This is a genomic window from Acinetobacter johnsonii CIP 64.6 (assembly GCF_000368045.1).
In the GTDB taxonomy this organism is placed as follows: Bacteria; Pseudomonadota; Gammaproteobacteria; order Pseudomonadales; family Moraxellaceae; genus Acinetobacter; species Acinetobacter johnsonii.
Window position 1 is genome coordinate 306912 of the sequence record NZ_KB849230.1, and the last position, 23841, is coordinate 330752.

Consider the following 23841-nt stretch of genomic DNA (forward strand, 5'->3'; position numbering starts at 1 on the left):
TTTAACGATTCTGTTCCATCATAATTTATGTTTAAAAATAAGGCAGTGCGAATCCTGTAACAGTTTAATTTTCTTTATGATCATTGGGTCGGTGCTGAATATACTGCAAGGCAATCAAGCGTGAGACGACTAAAGCCAAATACATCACCCCACAAAACATCTGCAACATTGCAATCATACGGGCCAGCGGTGTCAGTGGCATTAAATCGGACAAACCTGTCGCCGACTGCAAACTAAAGCTTAAAAATAATAAATCGAGCCATGACTGTGCACCCGCCACATTGGGATTTAAAAAGCTATTGGGTTCTAAAATCTGGCAAATGCTATATAAAAAGGCAAAACCCCATGCAATAAGTGTAAACACTGCCCCTGCAGCAAATAGTTCATCTTTGGTTAAATAACGGTCTGCAAACATATAACGCAGCAAACCATAAGCCGCAATAAAATAGGCCATCGCTTCAAAGGCATGACTAATCACCAAAAGCATTGGATCTCGCGCACCGAGCAAAATCAGTAAGGAAAAGAACAATGCCCCACCAACAAAGCTCAAGCCGAGGATGGTAAACACGGGAGTTTGACGAATGACCTTGGCAATGAGTAACAGGACCAAAACACCTAAGCCCCAAACCAATACACGTAAGGACAGGCTATGACCGCTCAACAGCGCCAAAATCAGCATAATAAATTGCAACAGCAGTAACCATGCTGAAGGTAGTAGACGGAAGCCTTTCCAAAATTCGACAAATACTTGCATATGTAGCCTGTTGTTTTTAAAGCCAAGTTTGATTGGTTCTTGTTCTCGCTTTTTTAACTTAGCATGAATAGCCACTGAAACCGATGCTTTTTATTCGTGTCAGTCGATTCATTTTGTTCAACAATTTGAGTACTGCTTGAATACTGAATGTCACGATCTATGCATTTCAATATACAAAGCTGACACAGTTAGGAGCGTCAACACCATAAAAAAAGCCCCGATGAAGGGGCTTTTTTTAGTTCAGGTTCAGATTAGTGATCTGAAGCACCTGAGATACCAATACCTGTTTGTGAACGTACATACTGCGCATCAAATGCTTTACGTTCTGCTTGTGCACGTGCTGAGTTATCAGTCACAGAGAACAACCAGCAGCAGAAGAACGCCAATGGCATTGCAAAGATTGCTGGACCATTGAATGGGTTCACTGGCGTTTCAGAAATGCCCAATGTATCGACCCAAACGGCTTTAGATAAGATAATTAGTGTTACTGCAGTCACTAGACCAATCACACCACCAATCACCGCACCACGTGTGGTTAAACCTTTCCAGAACATTGACAGTACAAGCACTGGGAAGTTGGCACATGCTGCTACAGAGAATGCTAAACCGACCATGAAGGCAACGTTTTGTTTCTCGAACAGAATCCCTAAAATCATTGCAAAAATAGCAAGACCTAAAGTCGCGATTTTAGACATACGAAGCTCAGATTCAGGAGTCGTTTGACCTTTCTTGAATACGTTTGCGTACAAGTCATGCGAAATTGCTGAAGCACCTGACAAGGTCAGACCTGCAACAACAGCAAGAATCGTTGCGAACGCCACTGCTGAAATGAAGCCCATGAACAAGTCACCGCCCAATGCATCAGACAAGTGTACCGCTGCCATGTTGTTACCACCAACAAGCTCTAGCTTGCCAGTTACTGCCATTTTCGCGACATCAATGAACTGTGGGTTGTTCGATACATAAAGGATCGCACCAAAACCAATGATGAAGGTTAAAAGGTAGAAGTAACCAATGAAACCTGTGGCAACAACCACTGATTTACGTGCTTCTTTAGCATCTTTAACGGTAAAGAAACGCATTAAGATGTGTGGTAAACCCGCTGTACCGAACATTAAAGCCAAACCTAAAGAAATGGCATCAATTGGGTTCGCTGCAAGTTTACCTGGGCCCATGATATTGCCCGCTTCTGCTAAAGAAATATCATGTACTTTAGAGAAAACTTGAATTGACTGGGTGAACATTTCAGAGAAACTGAAGCCCACGCCTTTCATCACCATGAAAGCCATGAATGTCGCGCCAGACAAAAGCATCACAGCTTTAATAATCTGTACCCAAGTTGTTGCCAACATTCCACCGAAGATCACGTAAGCCATCATCAGAAGACCAACAATTACTACAGCAATGTTATAGTTCAAACCAAATAACAGTTTGATCAGCTGACCTGCACCCACCATCTGAGCGATCAGATAGAATGCAACGACAACCAATGAACTTACTGCTGCAAGCGTACGTACTGGTTTTTCTGCTAAACGGAATGACACTACGTCAGATAAGTTGAACTTACCTAAGTTACGTAGACGTTCAGCCACCAAGAACAATACGATTGGCCAACCGACCATGAAACCCAATGAATACAGCAAGCCGTCGAAGCCTGAACTGAAAACCATTGCGGAAATACCCAAGAATGACGCTGCGGACATATAGTCACCCGCAATCGCTAAACCATTTTGGAAACCTGAGATCCCGCCACCTGCTGTATAGAAGTCAGCAGTGTTGGTGGTTTGTTTTGCTGCCCATTTAGTGATGAGCAAAGTAAATCCGACAAAGATACCAAACATGATAATGGCATGCCAGTTTGTCGCTTGCTGTTGAGCCTCACCCAAATCTGGGCCTGCAAGTGCTAGGCTCGAAGCCAACAATGCTGTAGCAGCGACTGTAAGCGCTTTCAATGAATTCCATTTCATTAGTGCTGTCCTTTCTCTTGCGCAATGGCTTCGACTTCACGCATTGCTTCTTCATTTAATGCGTCGAGTTTGTTATTCGAGATATACGAATAAACACCACACAAAACAAAAGACAATACAATAATGCTTAGACCCAATGGCATGCCAATCGTGGTCACCCCACCACTGACTGAAGTCATTAAAAATTCTTTGTTGTAGCCGACCAACAACATGAAACCAACGTATACAACCAACATAATAGTTGTCAGTGTCCAGCTCAGTTTACTTTTACGACTAACCATTTCCTTGAATTTGGGATTTTGTAGAATCTGTTCTACTTGTCTCTCATCCATAACCATACTCCTGTCTGTATCCAACCGTAGATACAATTTTTTAATTCGAATTATTACATTTGCTAAAGTAGCAAGCTTCTGTATGGGTTGTAATTTAGACTTTGGTCTGTAAATTTTAAACAAGCTCAGCAGCCTCTATCCCAGATGCGCTATGATGGCCGAGATGATGGAAAAACTTTAGGTAAAATGAACAGCTGGCTCATTATCGGGGTATTGGCCCTCTATATCGTCTTACTCTTTATCTGCGCCTTTTTTGGTGAGAAACACGCCAGCCGCCTGAGCACGCGTGGGCGCATGCTATTGTTTAGTTTAACTTTAGGGGTCTACTGTTCATCTTGGACCTTTTATGGCGCAACAGGTGCAGCAGTTCGTGAAGGCATTATCTTTCTGCCGATCTACCTTGGCCCACTACTTTTCGTCGCACTGGGCTATGACATTTGGCGTCGTTTAGGCCGCGTCCGTCAGCACCATGCTATTTCATCGATTGCCGATTTTGTCGCTGCACGCTATGGTAAAAGTGGGCCTTTGGCCTCAATGGTGACTATCCTCGCCGTCATTGCGATTATTCCTTACTTAGCCCTGCAGTTACGCGCTATTGCACTCAGTGCTGCGGTGATTTTAGAGCCCACCGCAGGCAGTATCGCCTCAACCACCAACGGTGTGTTATTCCTCACTGGTATTTTGGCCATTTTAGCCATGATTTTCGGGACCAGACAGATTGCCAATACAGAACAACATGGTGGTCTGATGTTGGCGGTTGCCTTCGAGTCTTTTGTCAAACTGTTTGCTTTGCTGTGTGTCGCACTCTTTTTCGTGTTTGCTGCACCTGAAAACATCCATCAAATTTCCAAAGATGTCGCAGAGACTTTCCATCAAGTACAACTCATTGGGGTGCCCGATACATTTTGGATTCAAACCTTGTTGGCTGGACTCGCGATCATTTGCTTACCGCGTCAGTTCCACGTCGCTGTGGTCGAATTGCGTGATGAAAAGCATATTCGCGGGGCACGGCGCTGGTTCGCAGTCTATTTAGTTTTAACCATCATTGCTATTATCCCGATTGCCAGTTGGGCGCTGCATGCAACGCCAGGTTACTTAGCGATTCCCGATGTAGCGGTTTTGTCTTTACCTTTAAGTTATGGCCAAGACTGGTTAACCCTATTGGCCTTTTTAGGCGGCTTCTCTGCCTCTACGGGTATGCTGTTGGTGTCTTCAGTGGCCCTGTCGATCATGCTCAGTAATGACTTGATCATGCCCGCCTTATGGCGTACTAATTTACTGTCCCGCCACGATAAACGCTTACCTTTGGTGCTTAAATTTACCCGTCGGGTCTGTATTTTAGCCGTAATGTTATTGGGCTTTTTGTTCTTCCATTTTTTCAATGACATTGACCAACTTTCAGTCTTTGGCTTGTTGGCCTTTAGTGCGGTGGCTCAGTTCTCACCTGCCCTCATAGGTGGTCTGTACTGGCGTGGCGGCAGTAAACAAGGCGTCTATGCAGGTTTATTGGCCGGTTTTGGTATGTGGGCCTACACCCTGTTGTTACCCACTGTACTGCGCAGTTTGCCTGCTGAATATTCACACTTTACCGAAAGCTTTCTCAATTTCGGGCCAATGGGCATTAACTGGTTACGCCCTGAAGCCCTGCTCGGTTTTGAATCCTTTGCCGCACTCACTCATGGGGTAGTATGGGCACTCGGTCTGAATATTATTTTATACATTTGGATTTCCCGAGTTTTCCGTCCCAGCGTGGCTGAACAAATTCAAGCAGAAAGTTTTTTCTATTATGAAACTAAACCACTGCCGACACAGAGCACGTCTACAGACATCAACTACATTCATCACGATGTTGCACGTTTAAAAGTCGGTGATTTAATCACCTTAGCCAAACGGATTACAGGCGATGGCGCAACCATACGCGCTTTCCAACAGTTCTGTGCACAGAACAATGTGGTACTGAATGAAAACAGCAATGCCAACGGCATGTGGTGGCGTTTTACCGAGCAATATTTGGCAGGCACCATTGGTGCTGCATCAGCACGTACTCTGCTCACCACTGCAATGGTCAACAATGGCCTCGCTTTGGGGCAAGTGGCAAACATTCTAGACCAAGCCTCACAGTGGCAACGTTTTAATCAAAACCTGATCATGACCATGATTGACCACATGACCCAAGGGGTGAGTGTGGTCGATGAAAATATGTGTTTGGTGGCATGGAATAACCAATATTTAAAACTGTTTGATTATCCAAAAGACATTGTCTATGTCGGTTGTCCGATTTCCGATTTGATTCGGTATAACGCAGAGCGCGGCGAATGTGGTCCGGGTTCGGTCGAAGAACATGTACGGAAACGGATGCACTGGATGCAAGTCGGTAGCGCACATGAATTTGAACGGATTCGTAAAGATGGTCGTGTCATTCAGATGCGCGGCAATCCAATTGAAGGCGGTGGCTTCGTCACCACCTTCGCCGACATTACCGCCTTCCGTGAAAACGAAGCCATGCTGGAGGCGCGTGTCCAAGACCGAACTCAACAGCTAGCAGATGCATTAACTGAACAACAACTAGCACGTGAGCAAGCCGATAAAGCCAATATGTCGAAAAGCCGCTTTATTGCCGCGGCCAGTCATGACTTATTGCAACCCATGCATGCCGCGCGTCTGTTCAGTACGGCTTTAGAACAAAGCGTACAAAGTGAAGAAGACCGTAAAACCCTACAACAGCTTGATCGTGCCTTACACGGTGCAGAAAGTATGTTGTCTGCCCTGTTGGATATTGCCCGTCTTGAAGGTGGCACCATTCAACCCAACCGTCAGGCTTATCCGCTGCATGATTTACTCAGTGACCTCGAATTGCAGTTTAAATCCATTGCCGCACAGCGCGGAATTCGTTTCAGCGTACATGATGCTCAGTTCTGGATAGATACCGACCCACAATGGATTCGCCGTATTATTCAGAACTTTGTCAGTAATGCCCTACGCTACACTGCCAAAGGCAAAGTGGTGGTGGGTGTACTCCGCTCTACGGACAAACCACACCATATTCGAATTGGAGTGTGGGATACTGGACCCGGCATTGCAGAAGAACAACGGATTAAACTATTCCAAGAGTTTGAGCGCTGTGGTCATACCTCACCGTGGGGTGAGCAAGGGCTTGGCTTGGGCTTAGCCATCGTGCAGCGGATGACTAGTCTGCTCGACTACCCAGTGCATGTCTATTCAGAATATGGTAAAGGCTCCTGCTTTATGATTGAAGTGCCGATCATTGACCCACCAAAAGTGGTTGCCGCACCTGTACAGGCCGTTCCTCTCAAAACTAAGGCCTATAAAATTCTGTGTTTAGACAATGACGAAACCATTTTAGAAGGGATGTCGACTTTACTCACCAAATGGGGTTATCAAGTGTTTAAGGCAACCGAACCTGAGCAAGCTTTTGAGATGATTCAACAAGAAAACATTCAGGTCTGGTTGGTCGATCAGCACTTAAATCATGACAAAATTGGTTTGGACTTTATTTTGGCCAATCGCCAAGAAAATGTACCTGTCGCTTTGATTACCGCAGACTCAGATCCTGAACTGCCACAACGGGTCAAAGATATGAATATCGTGCTATTGAAAAAACCGTTAAAACCTGCTTCTTTACGAGCATGGTTATCGGGTTTAAAAATTTCAAATCCTGAATAAATTCACTACATTTGCTCACAAAACCCAAGTCATCTGACTTGGGTTTTGTCTTTTTTAGGCTCTGTATACATGGCAAACTGACTAAAATTTTAAAGATTTCGACCAAAGTGCTCATTTTCAGCACGTTGAAGCCCCACAGTATTGACTAAAAATTACACATCTATTTTTACTATGGCAAAATACACCAGTTACATTAATGAACACTTGTACACTTAATTACAATTTTTCAAGTATTTGTTTTATTTAAACTAAATATGCATAACAACACAAACTACGACTTTAGTCGTATTCATCTCCGCAGGGGATTGGCAGATAACTAGGACTAAGAAAAGATCAGTTTTTCTACCTATATCCCTCTTCCTTCGCTGAAGAAACTGATCATCTTTCTCTTGGAGTTTTATGATGAACATTTCTAAAGCAATGCCACATGGCTCAGATCAGTCGCAACAATTTCTGCGCCAGTATAGTGCCAATGCCTTTTTACCCAGTATTGACTGGGTCGAAGTCTTTAAACAAAGTAGACTCAACGAGACACATGTTCGGGCCTTAGATACGCTGTATCACACCGCTATTCCCCTCGCATTACAAGTGTTTGAACAACTCGACTTTGATGTGTTTCGCCCCGCGGCTTACCAACCGCAAGGTTTAGGTCTATTTGAAAAACTTCAGCAACAAGAAGACCCGTTCTTGCTGGCATTGGAAGCCGAATCCAGCGGACTCAGTGCAGATGTGCGCCATCAAATTTGGAGTATGCTCCTTCGCGGCGGCGCAGTATTGGTGTTTAAAGCATGGCTCGGTAAAGTCAAAACCGATCAGGATCAACTCGATACCACCCAGTTTGACCAACTGTCGGATTTGCTCTTTATTAAAACACCACCACAAGTCTTGGCGGATCGTTTAAATATTGATGCCCAAGGGACACAAGACCATATTTTCCTTATGTATGACAACGAAATCTACTTAGACCGTTTCAACAGCTTGGAAACAGCGGCTTTATTTATCGATCTTGGCGTGTATGATGCGGCCTTTTTAATTCTGCGTGATGACCGCGTTGCCGCTTATTTGAAACAACAGGGCTATGTCTCTGAAGAGCAAATTGATGACTTGCAATGTGCTTTAAATCCTTTATTTTGTACCGATGTCACCAGTAAACAAAACTGCTTGGCTTAAACTCAAAACCGAAAAAAAGCGCTGATGATTCAGCGCTTTTTTTAATTCAATAGATCAGCTTACATGCGTTTTTCTTCAATATTTAAAGCATTGATCGCAAGGACCGCTTGAGTTCGGTTTTGTACCCCGAGCTTACGAAAAATCGCAGTCACGTGCGCTTTAATCGTCGCTTCTGAAACATCAAGTTCATAAGCAATCTGCTTATTCAGCAAACCTTCTGCCACCATCATCAAAACACGGAACTGCTGCGGTGTTAAGGATTGAATTCGCTCAGCCAGTGCAGTTTCATCGGCAGCACGTGGGTCAAAGTTCATGTTAGCGGGTAAATTTGGTGGCAACCAAATTTCACCATCTAAGACTTCGCGAATTGCTTCGCCAATATGACTTGGATGTGCCGACTTTGGAATATACCCCATCGCTCCATGCGCAATTGAACGCTGAATGATCGACGTCTCTTCATGCGCTGAAACGACAATGATCGGTAATGATGGATACTGGGCACGAACGTGTACCAATGCAGAAAAACCTGAAGCACCTGGTAAGTTTAAGTCCAATAGCACCAAATCAGGTTCAGGACCTTTTTCAAGGCGTTCATAAAACTCGTTTACTGCGGCTGTTTCATGAATTTGAGCTTGCGGTAAGCTATAACGAACAGCTTGGATTAACGCATGGCGAAACAGCGGATGGTCATCAACGATTAATATATTCATAAGCAACGACAGATTTCGAGTGCACTAGTCATGACTATTCTAACCATACAAGTGCCGATAAGGATATGCAAAGTCTAACTTTTTTTCACTTTATCACGCTTTAGGTAGGAAAATAGCCTCAATTCCAAGTCGATCTTGAAATATAAATAACTAATCACATTTTGATATAAAATTTATCAGCACATCGAAAAAGGTTATTTATTTTAAATATATTAGGACTTACGCACTATCATTTATAGATTCTCTGTGGTAGCAGATGATTTTTATCGAGAATAAAGTCATCAATGAAGTTTTTGATCATTGGTCTAAATAACTTCTTCTGCCAACGATATACATTTTCAAAGATCCGCTCAAACTGGTTCTTTTGTATCTCAACGTAGGCCATCAAGGCTGAAAAAATATGATTCAAAATCAGTTTAGATCGTCTTACTTGAAACTTTTCAATATGACAAACCTGTTTAATCACTCGGTGATATTGTTCTATTTTCCAATGACTTGAATGTAATTCATGAAAACCCTCAAAGGACAATAAATCATCTTCATCTTGATGCACAATATAAAACCTCTGCTGTTCTTTTAACTGAGTCTTAAATAATTGTACAAAGCCAAAATCTTTGAGCCAGACCACTTGACCCTGATGGAAATTTGGCAATAAACGCAGTTGAAACCATTGTCCTTTTTCAGGGGAAACCTTACGGTTACAGTCGATACCAAACATAAATCGAATACCATGTTTTCTTATGGTTTTTAGATTTCCAGTCGATGAATACCAACTATCACCTGTAATAAATTGAATCTTTGCCCCCCAACTGAGTACTTCACTTAACATATCCATAAAGTAATCATTCTTGGTTTTACCTTCAGATTTGTCATAAATTCGAAAATTAATTGGAATATTTTGACCATTTTGATCTATCGCATACAAGGTAATGAGATTAATACCCTTGACGGATCGGTGGTGTTTGCCTGACCAAAAATAGCTAACCAAGTCCATATGCTGACTATACGGTTTATCTAAAACAGTATCATCAATACTGACTATAAGTTTATTATTATCAATATGTTGAATTGTTTCTTGATATAGGTCGTGAGGTGTGTAGTCTTCACGCTCTAGAAAGCGATTTACACTATCATGCGAGATGTTATAAGTCTCGGCAAGTTGTGTGCAGCTAATAGAGTTCGGTTCTGTCATGAGAAAGCCCATATAAATGGGTAGTGTACAAGTTGCTGTAGAAGCATTTTTAATTCGTCTGATCACAGATACTTTATAAAGTATTTTAATACTTTTTTGAATCCGTCAATGCGTAAGTCCTAATATATATAAAAAATACAACCATTTAATAAAAATTTTAGCAGCCTTTTTCAAGCTCAACAGATATATCTTAAAATCAGATAACTTAACGCTATTTCTTTATTTTACAGCCTTCGTTCAGATATTAGATAAATAAGCCCATTCCGAGATACAACACTTTAGGGCTTTCCTTATGTCTACTTTACTGCAAAAACCACTCAATATTGTCGCTGTGTCAGGCGGTTTAAATACTCCGTCTAAAACTGAGGCGCTAGTACAAGAAATATTAAATGAACTGGGCGATGCAACCCCAATCAATGTACATTTCATTAAATTCAGCGAAATTGGACATTTACTCGGTGGTGCGATTTACCGCAATCAACTGCCACAACGTGTGCAAGATGACTTAGCCGCGGTCGAAGCTGCCGATGCTTTGATTGTTGGAACGCCTGTTTACCGTGCTTCATTTACCGGTTTATTCAAACACTTTTTCGACTTTGTTGAGCAAACGGCGCTGGTCGATGTACCGGTACTACTTGCAGCCTCAGGCGGCAGTGAACGCCATGCACTGGTACTGGAACATCAACTTCGCCCACTATTCAGTTTCTTCCAAGCGCAAACGTTACCCATTGGGGTCTATGCCACAGACAAAGACTTTACACCCGCGTATACCATCCACAGTGAATTATTACGAGATCGCATTACTCTTGCGGTAGCTCGTGCTTTACCCATCCTAGAATGGGCACCTGCGAAAGGTCAGCGTGCAGAAGTGGTGAAAGAAAAGACCCAACTTGCGAATCAGAACTTGGGTATCAACACGCAAATCGAACAAGATGATGTACTGCCTTCAGCGGCAGTACCAAATTTAGATGCAGCCGAGTCTCGCTTGCATCAGAAAAAAGCCAAACCACAGGTCGCTTAACGCAAAAAGCATTGAGAGGGTTTTCACATGTCACAACAGAATAAAAATATTACGTTTGCTTATTGGGTTCCCAATGTCAGCGGTGGCTTAGTGGTGAGTAATATTGAGCAGCGCACGGACTGGAGTTATGACTATAACGTCCGTTTAGCGCAGGCTGCGGAAAAAAAATGGCTTTGACTATGCTCTAACTCAGATTCGTTTTACTGCGGGTTATAATGCAGAAAACCAACATGAGTCGGTCAGTTTTAGTCACGGTATCTTAGCCAAAACCAGCAAACTCAAAGTCATTGCCGCTATTTTACCTGGCCCGTGGAAACCCGTGCTTGCCGCAAAGCAGCTTGCAACCATCGACCACTTAACCCAAGGACGTATTGCGATTAATGTGGTTAGTGGTTGGTTTCGCGGCGAATTTGATGCTATTGGTGAAGCATGGCCTGAACATGACCAACGCTATGCTCGCTCGGAAGAGTTTATTCGTGCATTAAAAGGCGTTTGGACCCAAGACAACTATAGTTTCGATGGAAAGTACTATCAGTTCAAAGACTACACCTTGTCACCCAAACCTGTGCAAAAGCCGCATATTGAAATTTTCCAAGGCGGCAGCTCTCGTGCTGCACGGAATATGGCTGCACGAGTTTCAGACTGGTATTTTACCAATGGCAATACCCCTGAGGAGCTCAAAAAACAGATTGATGATATTCGTGCAAAAGCCCAACAGAATGGCCATCAGGTCAAAATTGGGGTCAATGCTTTCATCATTACCCGAGATACAGAGGAAGAAGCGAAAACGGTTCTGCAAGAAATTATTGATAAAGCCAATATTCAAGCGGTACACGCCTTTGGCGATGCCACCCGTGAAGCGGGAGCAGCAACACTTGAAGGTGAAGGCAACTGGGCCAAATCGACCTTTGAAGATTTGGTTCAATATAATGATGGCTTTAAAACCAATTTGATTGGTACACCACGCCAAATTGCCGAACGTATTGTGGAATTAAAAGCCGTTGGGGTGGATTTAATCCTTTCAGGTTTTTTACATTTTATCGAAGAGGTTGAATACTTCGGTGCCAAAGTGTTGCCATTGGTTCGTGAGTTGGAAGCTCAACAGCAATCCGTTGAGAATGCCAAATCTGCTTAGCTCGGTAAGCAGCAGACACGAACTAAAAAATAATAATGATAGGTGACTCTATTCTTCCCTCAAGACTCGGCTTGAGGGTTTTTTTATTGGTGTATAATCCACACAAAGTAAAAAATAACCACTTGATATGAACAACAGCCAACCCTCTAAATTCATTAATCTCTCTTTGGCCTTTTTATGGGGCTATCAAGGTCTAATTCCTAAAATCCTCTTTATCAATCCCGATGAGATTACCATTTGGCAAACTTTTGGACTTTCCTATGCACAGGCCCAACTGGCAGGTCAGGGCTCAGGCATACTGGAGTGTGTTTTTGCTTTATTGTTCCTATTTAGCTCCAGTAAATATCTGCATTACCTCAGTATCTTTAGCTTAGTGTTTTTATTCACACTGGTCGCTTTGCTAATACCAGACAGTCTCATTCGTGCTTTTAATCCTGTGGTCATGAACCTTGCAATGATCAGTCTATCCATTTGTTATTGCATGCTTCACAACCAAGAAGCGACGTCCTTTAGTTCACAAAGTAAAGGATCCATATGAATTCAAAATCAGGTTGCATCGTCATTACAGGCAGTTCTAAAGGTATCGGCTTGGGTTTAGCTCAAGCCTTCTTAGAACAACAACAAGCCGTCGTGATTTCTGGCCGAAATCGCACAGATTTAGAGCGCACCCTGCAACAGCTACGGCATCGTTTTCCCGCTGCGCTGATTCATGCTGTCACTTGTGATGTCACGCAGATCCATGAAGTACAAATGCTTTGGGATGAAGCCATTCAACACTTTGGTGCTGTTCAGATTTGGATTAATAATGCAGGCAGTTGTACAGCGACACTAGATTTTAAAGATCTTGCAGCAGCAGACATACAGACTGTGGTTCAAACCAATATTATAGGCAGTATGTTCGGCTCACAAGTGGCCTTAAACGGCATGCTGGCACAAGGCTATGGTCAAATTTTCAATATGGAAGGTTGGGGTACTCGAGGCGAATGGAGTGCAGGCATGACCGCCTATGCCACAACCAAACGTGCCGTAGGGTACTTTAGTCAAGCCCTGTTTAAAGAAACCAAACAGACCCACATTCAAGTCGGTACGCTCAGTCCTGGAATGGTGGCAACCGACCTACTGGTATCCTCTTGGCAAAATGGCGATGTTCAGCACTGGAACAAAATTAAACGGCTTTTTTTGTTTATTATCGATCCTCCCGAAGTGGTCTATCGCTATTTGGCTCAACGTATTTTAGAGAATAAACGTCGCCATACTCGAATCGTATGGATGATGCCATTACGTCTGTTACTCCGATTTTTGCAACCCTATTATTGGCGTCGAAATCCCATTAAAGATACAGCTTTAGCACATCTCAACTCAAAATAATGCCACATCAAGTGATAGATCATTTACATTAAACATAAACCCCGAATTAGGAAGACTTCTGATGTACACAGGTATCGTACAAGGCTTAGAGAAAATCTTAGATGTCCGTCAAGGCGACGGTTTTAGCACCCTTGTGGTTTCAAATACACACCACTTTTTTCACGATGTCTTCATCGGTGCAAGTGTAGCCATCAATGGCACCTGCTTAACTGCAACGCACATCGATCTTAACGCCAATCAAGTCCATTTTGATGTTTCGGATTTGACTCGACGCCTGACCACTTTAGGCACTTTACAGGCAGGTGATGAGGTGAATATCGAACGTTCAGCCAAAGTCGGGATGGAAAATGGGGGACACAACTTGTATGGACATATCGAAGGAACGGCTACAGTAAAGCAGCTGAGCCGTCACGGCGAGACTCTGCATGTGGATCTCCACATTCCCGAGGGCAATATTAAATACTTTTTCTTAAAAGGTTTTATTGGTCTGAATGGTTGTAGCCTCACCGTCAACCGTGTTGATCGTAACAGCCATGAAATTTCAGTTGATTTGATTCCTGAAACTTTGCGTCTGACCACGTGGGCATCGGTACAAGTCGGCGATGCCGTCAATTATGAAATTGATCAGATGACACGGACGATGGTGGATACCTTAGAAAGCATCCATCAGCGTTAAGATCGCTCTTCTATCTAATTCGACTGCATCCTATATACATGTTTGTAGCGCAATCCAGACCTGTTGTTGCTTATGCTGAAATAAAAAATACCGTCTGCTTGAGACGGTATTTTTTAGGTTGATTTTATCCGTTTGGATATACTTCTTTAATCAACACTTCGACCACTTGCGGTTCAGCCAGCGTCGATGTATCGCCCAAACTATCTAACTCGTTCGCTGCAATTTTTCTTAAAATACGGCGCATAATTTTACCTGAACGTGTTTTCGGTAAAGATGGTGCCCAATGTAAGGCATCTGGTGTCGCCACAGGACCGAGCACCTTTCGTACCCACTGAATCAGTTCAGCACGGAGTTCTTCAGTTTGTGCAGTGCCCGCTTGTAAAGTGACAAAAGAACAAATTCCCTGCCCTTTGATTTCATGTGGCATTCCTACTACGGCAGCCTCAGCAACCGCCTCATGTGCCACCAAAGCACTTTCCACTTCAGCCGTGCCTAAGCGGTGCCCTGACACATTCAGTACATCATCCACCCGACCTGTGATCCAGTAATAACCATCTTTATCACGGCGTGCACCATCGCCCGTGAAATACGTTCCCGGATAAGTTGCAAAGTACGCTTCGATAAACCGCTCAGGATCCCCCCAAATGGTTCGCATTTGCCCCGGCCATGAATCCTTAATCACCAGATTGCCTTCAGCTTCTCCTTCTAACTCGTTGCCTTCTGCATCGACCAAAGCAGGTTGAATTCCAAATAAAGGACGCGTTGCAGACCCGGGTTTAAGTGGTGTCGCACCCGGAAGTGGAGAAATTAAAATTCCACCAGTTTCGGTTTGCCACCAAGTATCCACCACTGGGCAACGGCTTTCCCCCACCACTGTGTAGTACCAATTCCATGCTTCAGGGTTGATCGGCTCTCCGACGGAACCAATTAAACGTAAACTGCTACGATCACTCTCACGGACAAAGGCATCCCCTTCACGCATCATGGCGCGGATCGCTGTCGGTGCTGTGTACAAAATCGTCACATTGTGTTTGTCGACAATATGTCCTGTACGTGCCCAACTTGGATACTGTGGAATCCCCTCAAACATCACTGTTGTGGTTCCATTCGACAAGGGGCCATACAGCACATAAGAATGTCCCGTAATCCAGCCTACATCGGCGGTACACCAAAACACATCATCTTGTTTTAAGTCAAACACTTCGCGGAAGGTACTATTCACATAAGTTAAATAGCCCCCTGTGGTATGCAGCACACCTTTCGGCTTACCGGTTGAACCTGAGGTATATAAAATAAATAAGGGATCTTCCGCATTCATCGGTTCAGGTGGACAAATCTCGTTGACCGTCATGATTTCCATGTGATACCACAAGTCACGCCCTTCTTTAAGCATGATTGGATTGCCTGTCCGGTGTACCACAATCACGTTCTGTACTGAGTCTGTCCCGGGTAGATTCAATGCTGCGTCTACATTTTCTTTCAGCGGAATCGGTTTACCCCCGCGCATTCCAGAGTCTGCGGTAATCACAATTTTGGCTTGGCTGTCATCAATTCGGCTTGCCAATGAATCAGGCGAGAAACCACCAAACACCACACAATGCACGGCACCGATTCGGGCACAGGCCAACATCGAAATGGCCGCTTCTGAAATCATTGGCATATACAGCACCACACGATCACCCTTCACCACGCCATGCTTTTTCAGGACATTGGCAAAACGACACACTTCGTCATACAGTTCAGCAAAGGAAATGATTTTATGGCGTGAGGGATGGTCACCTTCCCAAATAATGGCAGGTTTATACGGATGCTCTTTTAAGTGGCGATCAAGGCAATTGGCACTTAAATTTAACTGGCCATCGGCAAACCATTCAATTTTAAAATTGTCTTTATCATAACTGGTGTTTTTAACTTGGCTAAAAGGCTTGATCCAATCTAGCTTCAACGCTTGTTCAGCCCAATACTCGTCAGGTTGTTCTATCGATTTTTGATAGCGTTCAAAATATTCTTGTTCATTGGTGCGCGCAGTTTTTTCAAATTCTGCAGGTACAGGATATACTTCTTTCATATCATACTTCCTTATATTCTGACTCTCATCGCGAGAGTTCATGCCACAGTTATTGGTTTATTATTGGACTGCATAACCACAGTATGACGATTGTTTTTTAAACAGATCAACACGGCTTTGGTCGTATATTATTTCTACAATTTAAAACACATTTTATAGTGATCTTTCAATGAGATCCTGTGTTTAATCCGTAACATGAACAACGTCGAACTCCGTAAAGTGGCTCCAGCTAGGCTTTTTAAGCATATTGTTACACTTCAGGCTGTGCTATTTCATACATAGGAGCATGGCTCAGCACCTTGATTCAAAAAATCAAGCATTTAAAAAACAGACAGATAGATTTTTATCCGTTTATCAATCACTCAGAATGCGATAATTTCATACGCTTTTCTCTATTAAATACACACAATTTTCAGGCAAAATATGCCAAATTTTCAGCGATTGGAGCACCAGTGTCAGAACAAACCCATACCTTGAGCGAGGTTGCTCAAGGTACGTCAGAGATGCTACATGACGCGACAGCGAAAACCACCCAAAGTGTAATTGCACATACAGCAAAATATAATGACGCCTATTCCACCATCGACAAATTTGTCGATAGTTTTTGGGAGCGTATGCCTTATTTTTGTATTGCGCTGATTACCTTCGTCATTTTTTATTTGCTCTCCAAACTGTTTAAGCTTTTTGTTCGTAAAGCACTATCTGATCGTTCTTATACCAAACAAAACCTTGTCCTTGTCCTGAACCGTGTCGGCAGTTCGGCCATCGTCTTTATTGGCTTCCTGATTGCCATGGTGATTGCGATTCCGGGTTTCACCCCTGGTCAGCTGATGAGTGCTTTGGGGATTGGCTCGGTTGCCATTGGTTTTGCATTTAAAGATATCTTCCAAAACCTTCTTTCAGGGATCCTGATTTTACTGGGTGAACCGTTTAAGATTGGCGATGACATTATTGTCTCGGGTATGGAAGGCAACGTTGAAGATATTCAAATTCGTGCCACTTACTTACGTGCGCCAGATGGTCGTCGTATCGTGATTCCGAATGCGACTGTGTATACCAGTGCGGTCACTGTTAACACCGCCTATCCACGTCGTCGCTGCGAGTTCTTGGTCGGTATTGGTTATGAAGATGACATCAAAAAAGCCAAAGATATTATTTTAGGCATTTTAGACCGAGATACGACCATTTTAAGTCAACCGGGTTTTAGCGTGAACGTCGCTGCACTTGCAGATTTTTCAGTAAATCTTAAAGTTCAATGGTGGGTCAACACCACAGAAACTACGGTATCTGGCTCGATCAGTTCAGTACAAGAATATGTGGTTCAAGCCTTTGCTGAGCAAGGAATTTCTATTCCTTACCCAGTCCAAGAAGTTCGCGTCGCAAAAAATGACAGCTACCCGACAGAAACTTCAACCGCTAAATAAGCGCCCTAAAACATAAGGGATCACGGTTTCAGTCCGAATAATACGGTTGCCTAAGCTCACAGCTTGGCAGCCGTTTTTTACAAGTAATTCAACTTCGTAAGGGATAAATCCTCCTTCCGGCCCGATCACAACCGTACAGGGATGCTGAATCGCAAAAGGCATTTTGGCATCGCTATAGGGATGTGCCACATAGGCAGGACAGTCGGCTGAAATCAGGCTTGGCAATTGATCTTCAACAAAAGGCTTAAAGCGTTTATAAATTTCAACTTTCGGTGCAATCGTATCGCCTGCCTGCTCTAGCCCCAAAGTCACATACTGATCCAACTGTTGTAAGAACGGGGTTTGCCAATAACTTTTATCGACCCGATAGCTGTGCAGCAAAATGATTTTTTCAACCCCTAAAGTCACCGCATCCATAATCAAACGACGCAGAACTTTAGGGCGTGGCATCGCGACAATTAAAGTGACTGGTAGTTTGGCTGGTACAGGTTCTTCGTATAAGGGTTTTATACGTACAGCTGTTTCAGAAACATCAACCACTTGCGTAAGATGACGCTTTCCGTTTTGTATCCCGACTTTTAACGTATCACCGACTTTCAGCTCTAAATGATGATGCAAATGTTCAAGCTGACGCTTGGCGCTAATGGACCAGAGTTCAGATTCAGTTTGGCGCGGTTCTAAGAGAACGATATTCATAATAAATAGAAAAAATCCAAACAGTGGAGGCATCATTAGCACAGGTCATCGTGAAAGGCGACAAGGATGTCGCCCGCTGTGCTGAGGTACAGAATGTACCTTCAGCATAGCAAAAGATTTTTGTTACTTTTCATCTTTGAAAAGTAAGAACCACCTACGCAAAGCCATCCATAAAATCTACAGTATTTGTAGTAATGACAAACTCACTCAAGTTTTATAAATAAGCATCAATCACTTGAATATGCTTTGCTAGAGAGCCGGTATTTAACTGCATAATCTTTTGTGCCGCTTGATTCAGTGTATTGGCCTGCTCAGTATTCTCTAACAGTGCCATCAACACCGCGGCAGCTTGTTCAGCATCCTCAACAACTTTCACCGCATCGGCTTGTACAAATTCATCGACAATGGTTTGGAAATTAAAATAGTTTTTGCCCAAAACCGTCGGCACATGTAACGCAATTGGCTCTAAAATATTATGTCCGCCACCAGGTTCATTTAGTGATCCCCCGACAAAACAAGCATTCGATAAGGCATACCATAACCACATCTCCCCCATCGAATCGGCTAAATAGACTTGGGTTTCCGCCTCTATTCTTTGTCCCGTACTTCTGCGAGTGGTATTTAAATTTAAACTTTGTGCAGCAGCAAAAACTTCATCAAAACGCTCTGGATGACGCGGTACCACAATACACAACAGTTCAGGCTGGGTATCTAAATATGACTTAAATGCACTTAACAGTTTTTGTTCTTCGGGTGCATGGGTACTGGCAATAGTGATGATCTTACGCCCAGCGAGTGACCATTCTTGATTGAGCTGAGCTGCCTGTTTGACAGCCGATTCTGGCGCATGAATATCAAACTTAATACTCCCCACCACCTGTGTTACCGATGGCGTTGCACCAAGCTGAATAAAGCGCTCTGCAGTTGCCTGATCTTGTGCCAAGAGCTGATCTAGCCCGTGTAACATCGGCTGCGTCAGGCTAGATACTTTGGCATAGCCTTTGGCTGATTTTTCAGAAAGACGTGCATTAATCAAGATACATGGCACCTGACTCTGCCCTGCTTGGGCAATTAAATTCGGCCACAGTTCCGTTTCAACCAAAGCCAAGAGTTTGGGCTGATACAATGCAAAAAACTGACGAACTAAAGGCTTTTGATCTGCAGGTAAATATACAGCTTGGAACAGGTCTAAATAAGGCGCTTTTAAAAATAGGGATTTGGCCCGCGCCTGACCTGTTTTGGTGGTGTTGGTCACCAAGACTGGATGACCCGCTTTTAAATAATGCTCGATGAGAGGCTGCGCTGCATTGGTTTCACCCACCGATACTACATGGAACCAAATCGCTTGGCGATTTTTAACCGGTTGAAACGGCCCGAAACGTTCGAGACATTCTTGTTGAAATTGTTCTGTAGTCTCTGCACGTTTTTTTATTTTAGACTTATACAGCGGTTTGATCAGCGCAAGTGCTGCGTTATACCAAAAAGGAGTAGCCAAATACGTGCTCCAAAAATCAATGCAAAAATAAAACAGCGCAACTCATATTATCCCATGAATTGCGCTGTTATCTTGTCGCGAATTTAACGGAAAAGCAATTTAAACCGCAGCAGTTTCCATTTCAGCTAAAGTTGGATAGTCCACATAACCGGCCGCGACATCTGTTCCAATCATGTTTTCCAGTTTCAATTCATTCAGTGGCGCATCTTGAACCAAACGCTCATACAAGTCTGGATTGGCAATATAATCCTTACCCCAAGACACTGCATCCGCTTGACCCAACGCTAACAGATCAATCGCATCTTCACGGCTTAAACGCATATTGGCAATCAATGGCACACCACCCGAACGTTGTTTCAGGTACGTACTGATACTGTCATCTGCCAAATATTCACGGGTAAAGAAGAAGGCAATCTGACGCTGACCCAATTGTTCCAACGCATAACCAAAGGTTTCACGTGGATCATCATCGCCCATGTCATGCTCATCACCACGTGGAGCTAAATGCACCCCAACACGACCTGCACCCCAGACTTCAATCAATGCATCAACCACTTCAAGCAACAAACGCGCGCGGTTTTCTACGCTGCCACCATATTGGTCTTCACGTAGATTGGTTGAACTTTGTAAAAACTGGTCAATCAAATAACCATTGGCTGCATGCAGCTCCACCCCATCAAAACCTGCCGCTTTGGCATGAATTGCTGCTTGTTTATATTGTTCAACAATGCTCTGAATTTCAGCAATCTCTAATGCACGAGGCACCACATATTCACGCTTTGGACGCAATAAGCTAACCTGACCCGCTTGTTGTACAGCACTTGCAGATACTGGCGTCTCACCATCCAATAAATCAGGGTGCGATACACGACCGACATGCCACAACTGCGCCACAATTAAGCCCGCTTGGTCATGTACAGCTTGAGTGACCTGTTTCCAGCCTTCAACTTGAGCTTCATTAAATAGCCCCGGTGTATTCAAATAGCCATTGGCTTCTTCAGAAATCACGGTCGCTTCAGAAATGATCAAACCTGCACTTGCACGCTGTGCATAATACTCCGCCATCATGGCTGTTGGCACACGGTCTGCCGTTGCACGACTTCGTGTTAAAGGAGCCATAATGACACGGTTTTTTAAGTGTAGATCACCTAAAGTTAAAGGAGTATTCAGTTCAGCCATAGTCGCCTCGATCGCCACTTTTTTCAATTAAAGTGAACGTTGCAAATGTTCGATATATTGCTGAATCAACGCTTCATTGCGAGAAAAATAAGACCATTGTCCATATTTTTCCACTTGAATTAAACCGGCCTGCTGTAACACGGACAAATGGTTCGACATCGTCGATTGCGATACATTTCCCAACCGTTCGATATGACCTGCACATACGCCACGTCTAAAGTCACCACATTCGTCACTCGATAAAAATTGTTCTGGTTTTTTTAACCATTCCAAAATTTGGCGACGCGTTGGATTAGCCAAGGCTTTAAAAATTAAATCTATATCCATACTCAAGACACGTTTAATGGGCAGCAAAGCGTTGTCAGCTTGTTTTACTTAATATATCGCATTTTTTCGATTTTAATATCGATTTTTTTAGATATATTGTAAAATAACTGATAACACTTTGCTTTCATTCATCATTTAAATTACAAACCTTGTTTTAAGCTTGCTTCAATAAACTTATCAAGGTCACCATCTAGTACTGCACCTGTGTTGGAATTTTCAACACCCGTACGTAAGTCTTTAATACGCGAGTCATCCAATACATAAGAACGAATCTGACTGCCCCAACCAATATCCGACTTCGAGTCTTCAAGTGCTTGCGCTGCTTCGTTACGTTTGCTCATTTCCAACTCATACAACTTCGCACGTAACTGTTTCCACGCATGGTCACGGTTGGCATGTTGTGAACGTTGGTTCTGACATGCCACCACAATGCCTGTTGGCGCGTGGGTTAAACGTACCGCAGAGTCTGTTTTGTTAATGTGCTGACCACCTGCACCAGAAGCACGATAGGTATCGGTACGCACGTCAGATGGGTTGATATCAATTTCAATGTTATCATCGACTTCTGGCGAGACAAACACAGCAGAAAATGACGTATGACGGCGGTTACCCGAGTCAAATGGCGATTTACGTACTAAGCGATGTACGCCCGATTCGGTACGCAACCAACCATAGGCATATTCACCTTCAACACGAATCGTTGCTGACTTAATCCCAGCCACATCGCCGTCTGACTCTTCCATCAATTCAGCTTTAAAACCATGACGTTCAATCCAGCGCATATACATACGCAGTAGCATTGAAGCCCAGTCTTGTGCTTCTGTCCCACCTGAACCGGCTTGAATTTCCACATAACATGGATTTGGGTCCATTGGGTTACTGAACATACGGCGGAATTCAAGCTTCGCTAACTCTTCTTCTGCAGAAGTCAATTCAGCTTGGACATCAGCCAACAGACTTTCATCATCTGCTTCTACTGCCAAATCAAGCATCGCTTGCGCATCTTCAAGCTGCGTTGCCAAACCATCTAACACATTTAAGACGTTTTCAAGTTCGCCTTTTTCTTTGGCCATGGCTTGTGCACGGCTTTGATCATTCCAAATCGCGGGATCTTCTAATTCACGGAGAACCTCTTCTAAACGCTCTTTTTTCAGATCGTAGTCAAAGATACCCCCGTAATGTGAGACCACGGTCGTTTAAGTCTTTTAATTGGTTTAGATACGGATTAATTTCCACGTGAATTACTCTCAATCAATATAAAGCGAAAAATAGCCGCTGATTATATCACAGTCGACGGCTGGGATTATTCATCTCAAATTCGACAAAAACACACCCTTCTTTCTAGAGATTAAAACTGTTTAGCCTCCAAAAAAGTATTCACTTGATCCAAAATCAAGCTGCATATAAATGCGAACCATCCCATAAAATACATACCTGAGAAGTGTTCTCAACAGACAAACGGACTAAACATTTTGAGTTAAAATTGATTAAAATAGCGTCAAAAATTATGAAATCCACAGAATCTACACAATTTTAATAAAACAAAACATTATAAATTTATAATTTATTATCAATCATTTAAATTTAAAAAATTACACGATGTAACCTTAGATACAGAGCATTAACTTTCCTTTGGTTGACGCTTTTTTATTTTGCCCTAGACTGAAGTTGTAACAAAAAATTAATGAAATACAGTTCCACTTACGAGGGGTACATACCATGAAAAAATTAGCAATTGCTTCAGCATTACTTTCCGCTCTAGCGATCACAGGTACTGCACATGCATACCAAGCAGAGGTGGGTGCTTCAGCTGGCCTAATTGATCCAGACAACGGTAGTTCAAGTGGCTCTTTTGGCGTAGATGGCACATACTATTTCAACCCAGTTCAAACACGTAATGCGCCACTTGCAGAAGCTGCATTCTTAGACCGTGCAAGTAACGTTAACGCAAAATATCAGTATGACGAAGTTGGTAATGATGAACGTCATCGTTACGGCGTAGGTGCTGAAGTTTACATTCCTAACTCAGATTTCTATGTGAGTGGTAATGTTGGTCGCGACGATATGAAATTTGACCGCGGTGGCGATTTTGATGAGACCGTTTATGGCGCTGAAGTCGGTTATTTACCAGCGCCAGGCTTGTTAATTGCCGCAGGTCTTAAAGGTTGGGATAATGACCGTGATGATGGTGTAGACCCGACTTTACGTGCCAAATATGTAACTACACTTTCGAATGGTAAAGACATCAACCTTGAAGCAGGTGCTGCTTTTGGTGATTTAGACGAATATAATCTTGCAGCAGATTACTTCATCGATAAAACCTTAAGCCTAGGTGTAGACTACTACAGTAAAGACCGTGACTATGGTGATACTAACGAATTTGGTATCAATGCACGTAAATTCTTTACCCCACAAGTCAGCCTTGAAGGTCGTGTTGGTTTTGGTGAAGTTGGCAACAACGACTACAACAAATTCGGTGTAGCTGCTAAATATCGCTTCTAAAACCAATTAAAAACCTTGAATACTCAAAGCCCATTTTCGAATGGGCTTTTTGCACTCTGATAAAGCATTGTTATAAATAAAGATTGACTCCCTGCTACTTTTTTGTACACTTCGTTACAACTGTCATAGAACAGTCATATT

At 43.2% G+C, this 23841-nt stretch carries 19 protein-coding genes and 1 pseudogene; 9 read left to right on the plus strand and 11 right to left on the minus strand.

The genetic code is table 11. The features are described 5' to 3' along the window. Nucleotides 1-64: 64 nt before the first annotated feature. From F986_RS02640 to F986_RS02650, 3 genes are all read right to left on the minus strand, one after another. Nucleotides 65-754, minus strand: coding sequence for an ion channel (locus tag F986_RS02640; RefSeq protein WP_004691682.1), 690 nt, complete (start codon nucleotides 752-754; stop codon nucleotides 65-67). Between the two features lie 251 nt (nucleotides 755-1005). After that, nucleotides 1006-2721: a cation acetate symporter gene (locus F986_RS02645; protein WP_004691683.1), complete on the minus strand. Its 1716-nt coding sequence runs from the start codon at nucleotides 2719-2721 to the stop codon at nucleotides 1006-1008. Then, nucleotides 2721-3053 (minus strand): DUF485 domain-containing protein, encoded by a 333-nt coding sequence (locus tag F986_RS02650; protein WP_004691685.1) that lies wholly within the window; start codon nucleotides 3051-3053, stop codon nucleotides 2721-2723. The genes F986_RS02645 and F986_RS02650 overlap by 1 nt, the downstream gene beginning before the upstream one ends. A gap of 186 nt (nucleotides 3054-3239) precedes the next feature. On the opposite strand from F986_RS02650, the gene F986_RS02655 reads away from it, so the two are divergent. Further along, entirely contained in the window at nucleotides 3240-6737 is a 3498-nt protein-coding gene (locus F986_RS02655) for a hybrid sensor histidine kinase/response regulator (RefSeq protein ID WP_026056409.1), read from the plus strand. A 402-nt stretch (nucleotides 6738-7139) separates the two neighbouring features. Then, complete coding sequence (locus tag F986_RS02660; RefSeq protein WP_004691688.1) at nucleotides 7140-7907, plus strand: hypothetical protein; 768 nt, start codon at nucleotides 7140-7142, stop codon at nucleotides 7905-7907. A 59-nt stretch (nucleotides 7908-7966) separates the two neighbouring features. Here the strand turns inward: F986_RS02660 and F986_RS02665 are convergent, their stop codons facing one another. Then, a complete protein-coding gene (locus tag F986_RS02665; protein ID WP_004691689.1) occupies nucleotides 7967-8617 on the minus strand; it encodes a response regulator in 651 nt (216 codons plus the stop codon). A gap of 229 nt (nucleotides 8618-8846) precedes the next feature. After that, nucleotides 8847-9875 carry an IS701 family transposase gene (locus F986_RS02670; RefSeq protein WP_080593157.1) on the minus strand — a complete coding sequence of 343 codons (1029 nt, stop codon included), beginning with the start codon at nucleotides 9873-9875 and terminating at the stop codon, nucleotides 8847-8849. Nucleotides 9876-10101: 226 nt separating this feature from the next. On the opposite strand from F986_RS02670, the gene msuE reads away from it, so the two are divergent. The 5 genes and pseudogenes from msuE to F986_RS02695 all read left to right on the plus strand — a co-directional run bounded on the left by msuE (nucleotide 10102) and on the right by F986_RS02695 (nucleotide 14009). Further along, complete coding sequence (gene msuE, locus F986_RS02675) at nucleotides 10102-10830, plus strand: FMN reductase (protein ID WP_004691693.1); 729 nt, start codon at nucleotides 10102-10104, stop codon at nucleotides 10828-10830. Between the two features lie 27 nt (nucleotides 10831-10857). Further along, a pseudogene (gene sfnG / locus F986_RS02680) lies at nucleotides 10858-11965 on the plus strand (dimethylsulfone monooxygenase SfnG). 127 nt (nucleotides 11966-12092) lie between these two features. Then, a complete protein-coding gene (locus tag F986_RS02685; RefSeq protein ID WP_004691697.1) occupies nucleotides 12093-12503 on the plus strand; it encodes a DoxX-like family protein in 411 nt (136 codons plus the stop codon). Beyond that, nucleotides 12500-13333 carry an SDR family NAD(P)-dependent oxidoreductase gene (locus tag F986_RS02690; protein ID WP_004691698.1) on the plus strand — a complete coding sequence of 278 codons (834 nt, stop codon included), beginning with the start codon at nucleotides 12500-12502 and terminating at the stop codon, nucleotides 13331-13333. Before F986_RS02685 ends, F986_RS02690 begins: the two co-directional genes overlap by 4 nt. 61 nt (nucleotides 13334-13394) lie before the next feature. Continuing rightward, nucleotides 13395-14009 (plus strand): riboflavin synthase, encoded by a 615-nt coding sequence (locus F986_RS02695; protein ID WP_004691699.1) that lies wholly within the window; start codon nucleotides 13395-13397, stop codon nucleotides 14007-14009. 124 nt (nucleotides 14010-14133) lie between these two features. On the opposite strand, the gene acs is transcribed toward F986_RS02695, so the two are convergent. Next, nucleotides 14134-16077, minus strand: a complete 1944-nt coding sequence (gene acs, locus F986_RS02700) for an acetate--CoA ligase (RefSeq protein WP_004691701.1) — start codon at nucleotides 16075-16077, stop codon at nucleotides 14134-14136. Between the two features lie 452 nt (nucleotides 16078-16529). Here acs and F986_RS02705 point away from each other — a divergent pair, with 452 nt between their 5' ends. Then, on the plus strand, nucleotides 16530-17501 hold the full coding sequence (locus F986_RS02705) for a mechanosensitive ion channel family protein (protein WP_004691703.1): 972 nt from the start codon (nucleotides 16530-16532) through the stop codon (nucleotides 17499-17501). On the opposite strand, the gene F986_RS02710 is transcribed toward F986_RS02705, so the two are convergent. From F986_RS02710 to prfB, 5 genes are all read right to left on the minus strand, one after another. Continuing rightward, nucleotides 17487-18197, minus strand: a complete 711-nt coding sequence (locus F986_RS02710) for a 16S rRNA (uracil(1498)-N(3))-methyltransferase (RefSeq protein WP_017396897.1) — start codon at nucleotides 18195-18197, stop codon at nucleotides 17487-17489. The two genes, F986_RS02705 and F986_RS02710, sit on opposite strands and share 15 nt — an antisense overlap. Nucleotides 18198-18411: 214 nt before the next feature. Next, on the minus strand, nucleotides 18412-19692 hold the full coding sequence (locus tag F986_RS02715; RefSeq protein WP_004691706.1) for a 3-deoxy-D-manno-octulosonic acid transferase: 1281 nt from the start codon (nucleotides 19690-19692) through the stop codon (nucleotides 18412-18414). Between the two features lie 99 nt (nucleotides 19693-19791). Beyond that, nucleotides 19792-20871 (minus strand): alkene reductase, encoded by a 1080-nt coding sequence (locus F986_RS02720; protein WP_004691708.1) that lies wholly within the window; start codon nucleotides 20869-20871, stop codon nucleotides 19792-19794. A 27-nt stretch (nucleotides 20872-20898) separates the two neighbouring features. Next, a complete protein-coding gene (locus tag F986_RS02725; RefSeq protein WP_004691709.1) occupies nucleotides 20899-21198 on the minus strand; it encodes an ArsR/SmtB family transcription factor in 300 nt (99 codons plus the stop codon). A gap of 140 nt (nucleotides 21199-21338) precedes the next feature. After that, nucleotides 21339-22434, minus strand: a protein-coding gene (gene prfB, locus F986_RS02730) for a peptide chain release factor 2 (RefSeq protein WP_100222790.1) whose coding sequence is annotated in 2 segments (ribosomal slippage) — nucleotides 21339-22361 and nucleotides 22363-22434 — 1095 coding nt in all. Because the reading frame shifts where the segments join, the coding sequence is not laid out codon by codon here. A 483-nt stretch (nucleotides 22435-22917) separates the two neighbouring features. On the opposite strand from prfB, the gene F986_RS02735 reads away from it, so the two are divergent. Continuing rightward, nucleotides 22918-23700 carry a putative porin gene (locus tag F986_RS02735; protein WP_004691712.1) on the plus strand — a complete coding sequence of 261 codons (783 nt, stop codon included), beginning with the start codon at nucleotides 22918-22920 and terminating at the stop codon, nucleotides 23698-23700. Nucleotides 23701-23841: the final 141 nt, after the last annotated feature.

Bases quoted from the DNA above. Each gene is read 5' to 3' on its own strand.
- F986_RS02690 (WP_004691698.1), top strand. From the start codon at position 12,500: ATGAATTCAAAATCAGGTTGCATCGTCATTACAGGCAGTTCTAAAGGT.
- F986_RS02640 (WP_004691682.1), bottom strand. From the start codon at position 754: ATGCAAGTATTTGTCGAATTTTGGAAAGGCTTCCGTCTACTACCTTCA.
- F986_RS02685 (WP_004691697.1), top strand. From the start codon at position 12,093: ATGAACAACAGCCAACCCTCTAAATTCATTAATCTCTCTTTGGCCTTT.
- F986_RS02695 (WP_004691699.1), top strand. From the start codon at position 13,395: ATGTACACAGGTATCGTACAAGGCTTAGAGAAAATCTTAGATGTCCGT.
- F986_RS02655 (WP_026056409.1), top strand. From the start codon at position 3,240: ATGAACAGCTGGCTCATTATCGGGGTATTGGCCCTCTATATCGTCTTA.
- acs (WP_004691701.1), bottom strand. From the start codon at position 16,077: ATGAAAGAAGTATATCCTGTACCTGCAGAATTTGAAAAAACTGCGCGC.
- F986_RS02645 (WP_004691683.1), bottom strand. From the start codon at position 2,721: ATGAAATGGAATTCATTGAAAGCGCTTACAGTCGCTGCTACAGCATTG.
- msuE (WP_004691693.1), top strand. From the start codon at position 10,102: ATGTCTACTTTACTGCAAAAACCACTCAATATTGTCGCTGTGTCAGGC.
- F986_RS02650 (WP_004691685.1), bottom strand. From the start codon at position 3,053: ATGGATGAGAGACAAGTAGAACAGATTCTACAAAATCCCAAATTCAAG.
- F986_RS02725 (WP_004691709.1), bottom strand. From the start codon at position 21,198: ATGGATATAGATTTAATTTTTAAAGCCTTGGCTAATCCAACGCGTCGC.
- F986_RS02720 (WP_004691708.1), bottom strand. From the start codon at position 20,871: ATGGCTGAACTGAATACTCCTTTAACTTTAGGTGATCTACACTTAAAA.
- F986_RS02660 (WP_004691688.1), top strand. From the start codon at position 7,140: ATGAACATTTCTAAAGCAATGCCACATGGCTCAGATCAGTCGCAACAA.
- F986_RS02665 (WP_004691689.1), bottom strand. From the start codon at position 8,617: ATGAATATATTAATCGTTGATGACCATCCGCTGTTTCGCCATGCGTTA.
- F986_RS02710 (WP_017396897.1), bottom strand. From the start codon at position 18,197: ATGAATATCGTTCTCTTAGAACCGCGCCAAACTGAATCTGAACTCTGG.
- F986_RS02735 (WP_004691712.1), top strand. From the start codon at position 22,918: ATGAAAAAATTAGCAATTGCTTCAGCATTACTTTCCGCTCTAGCGATC.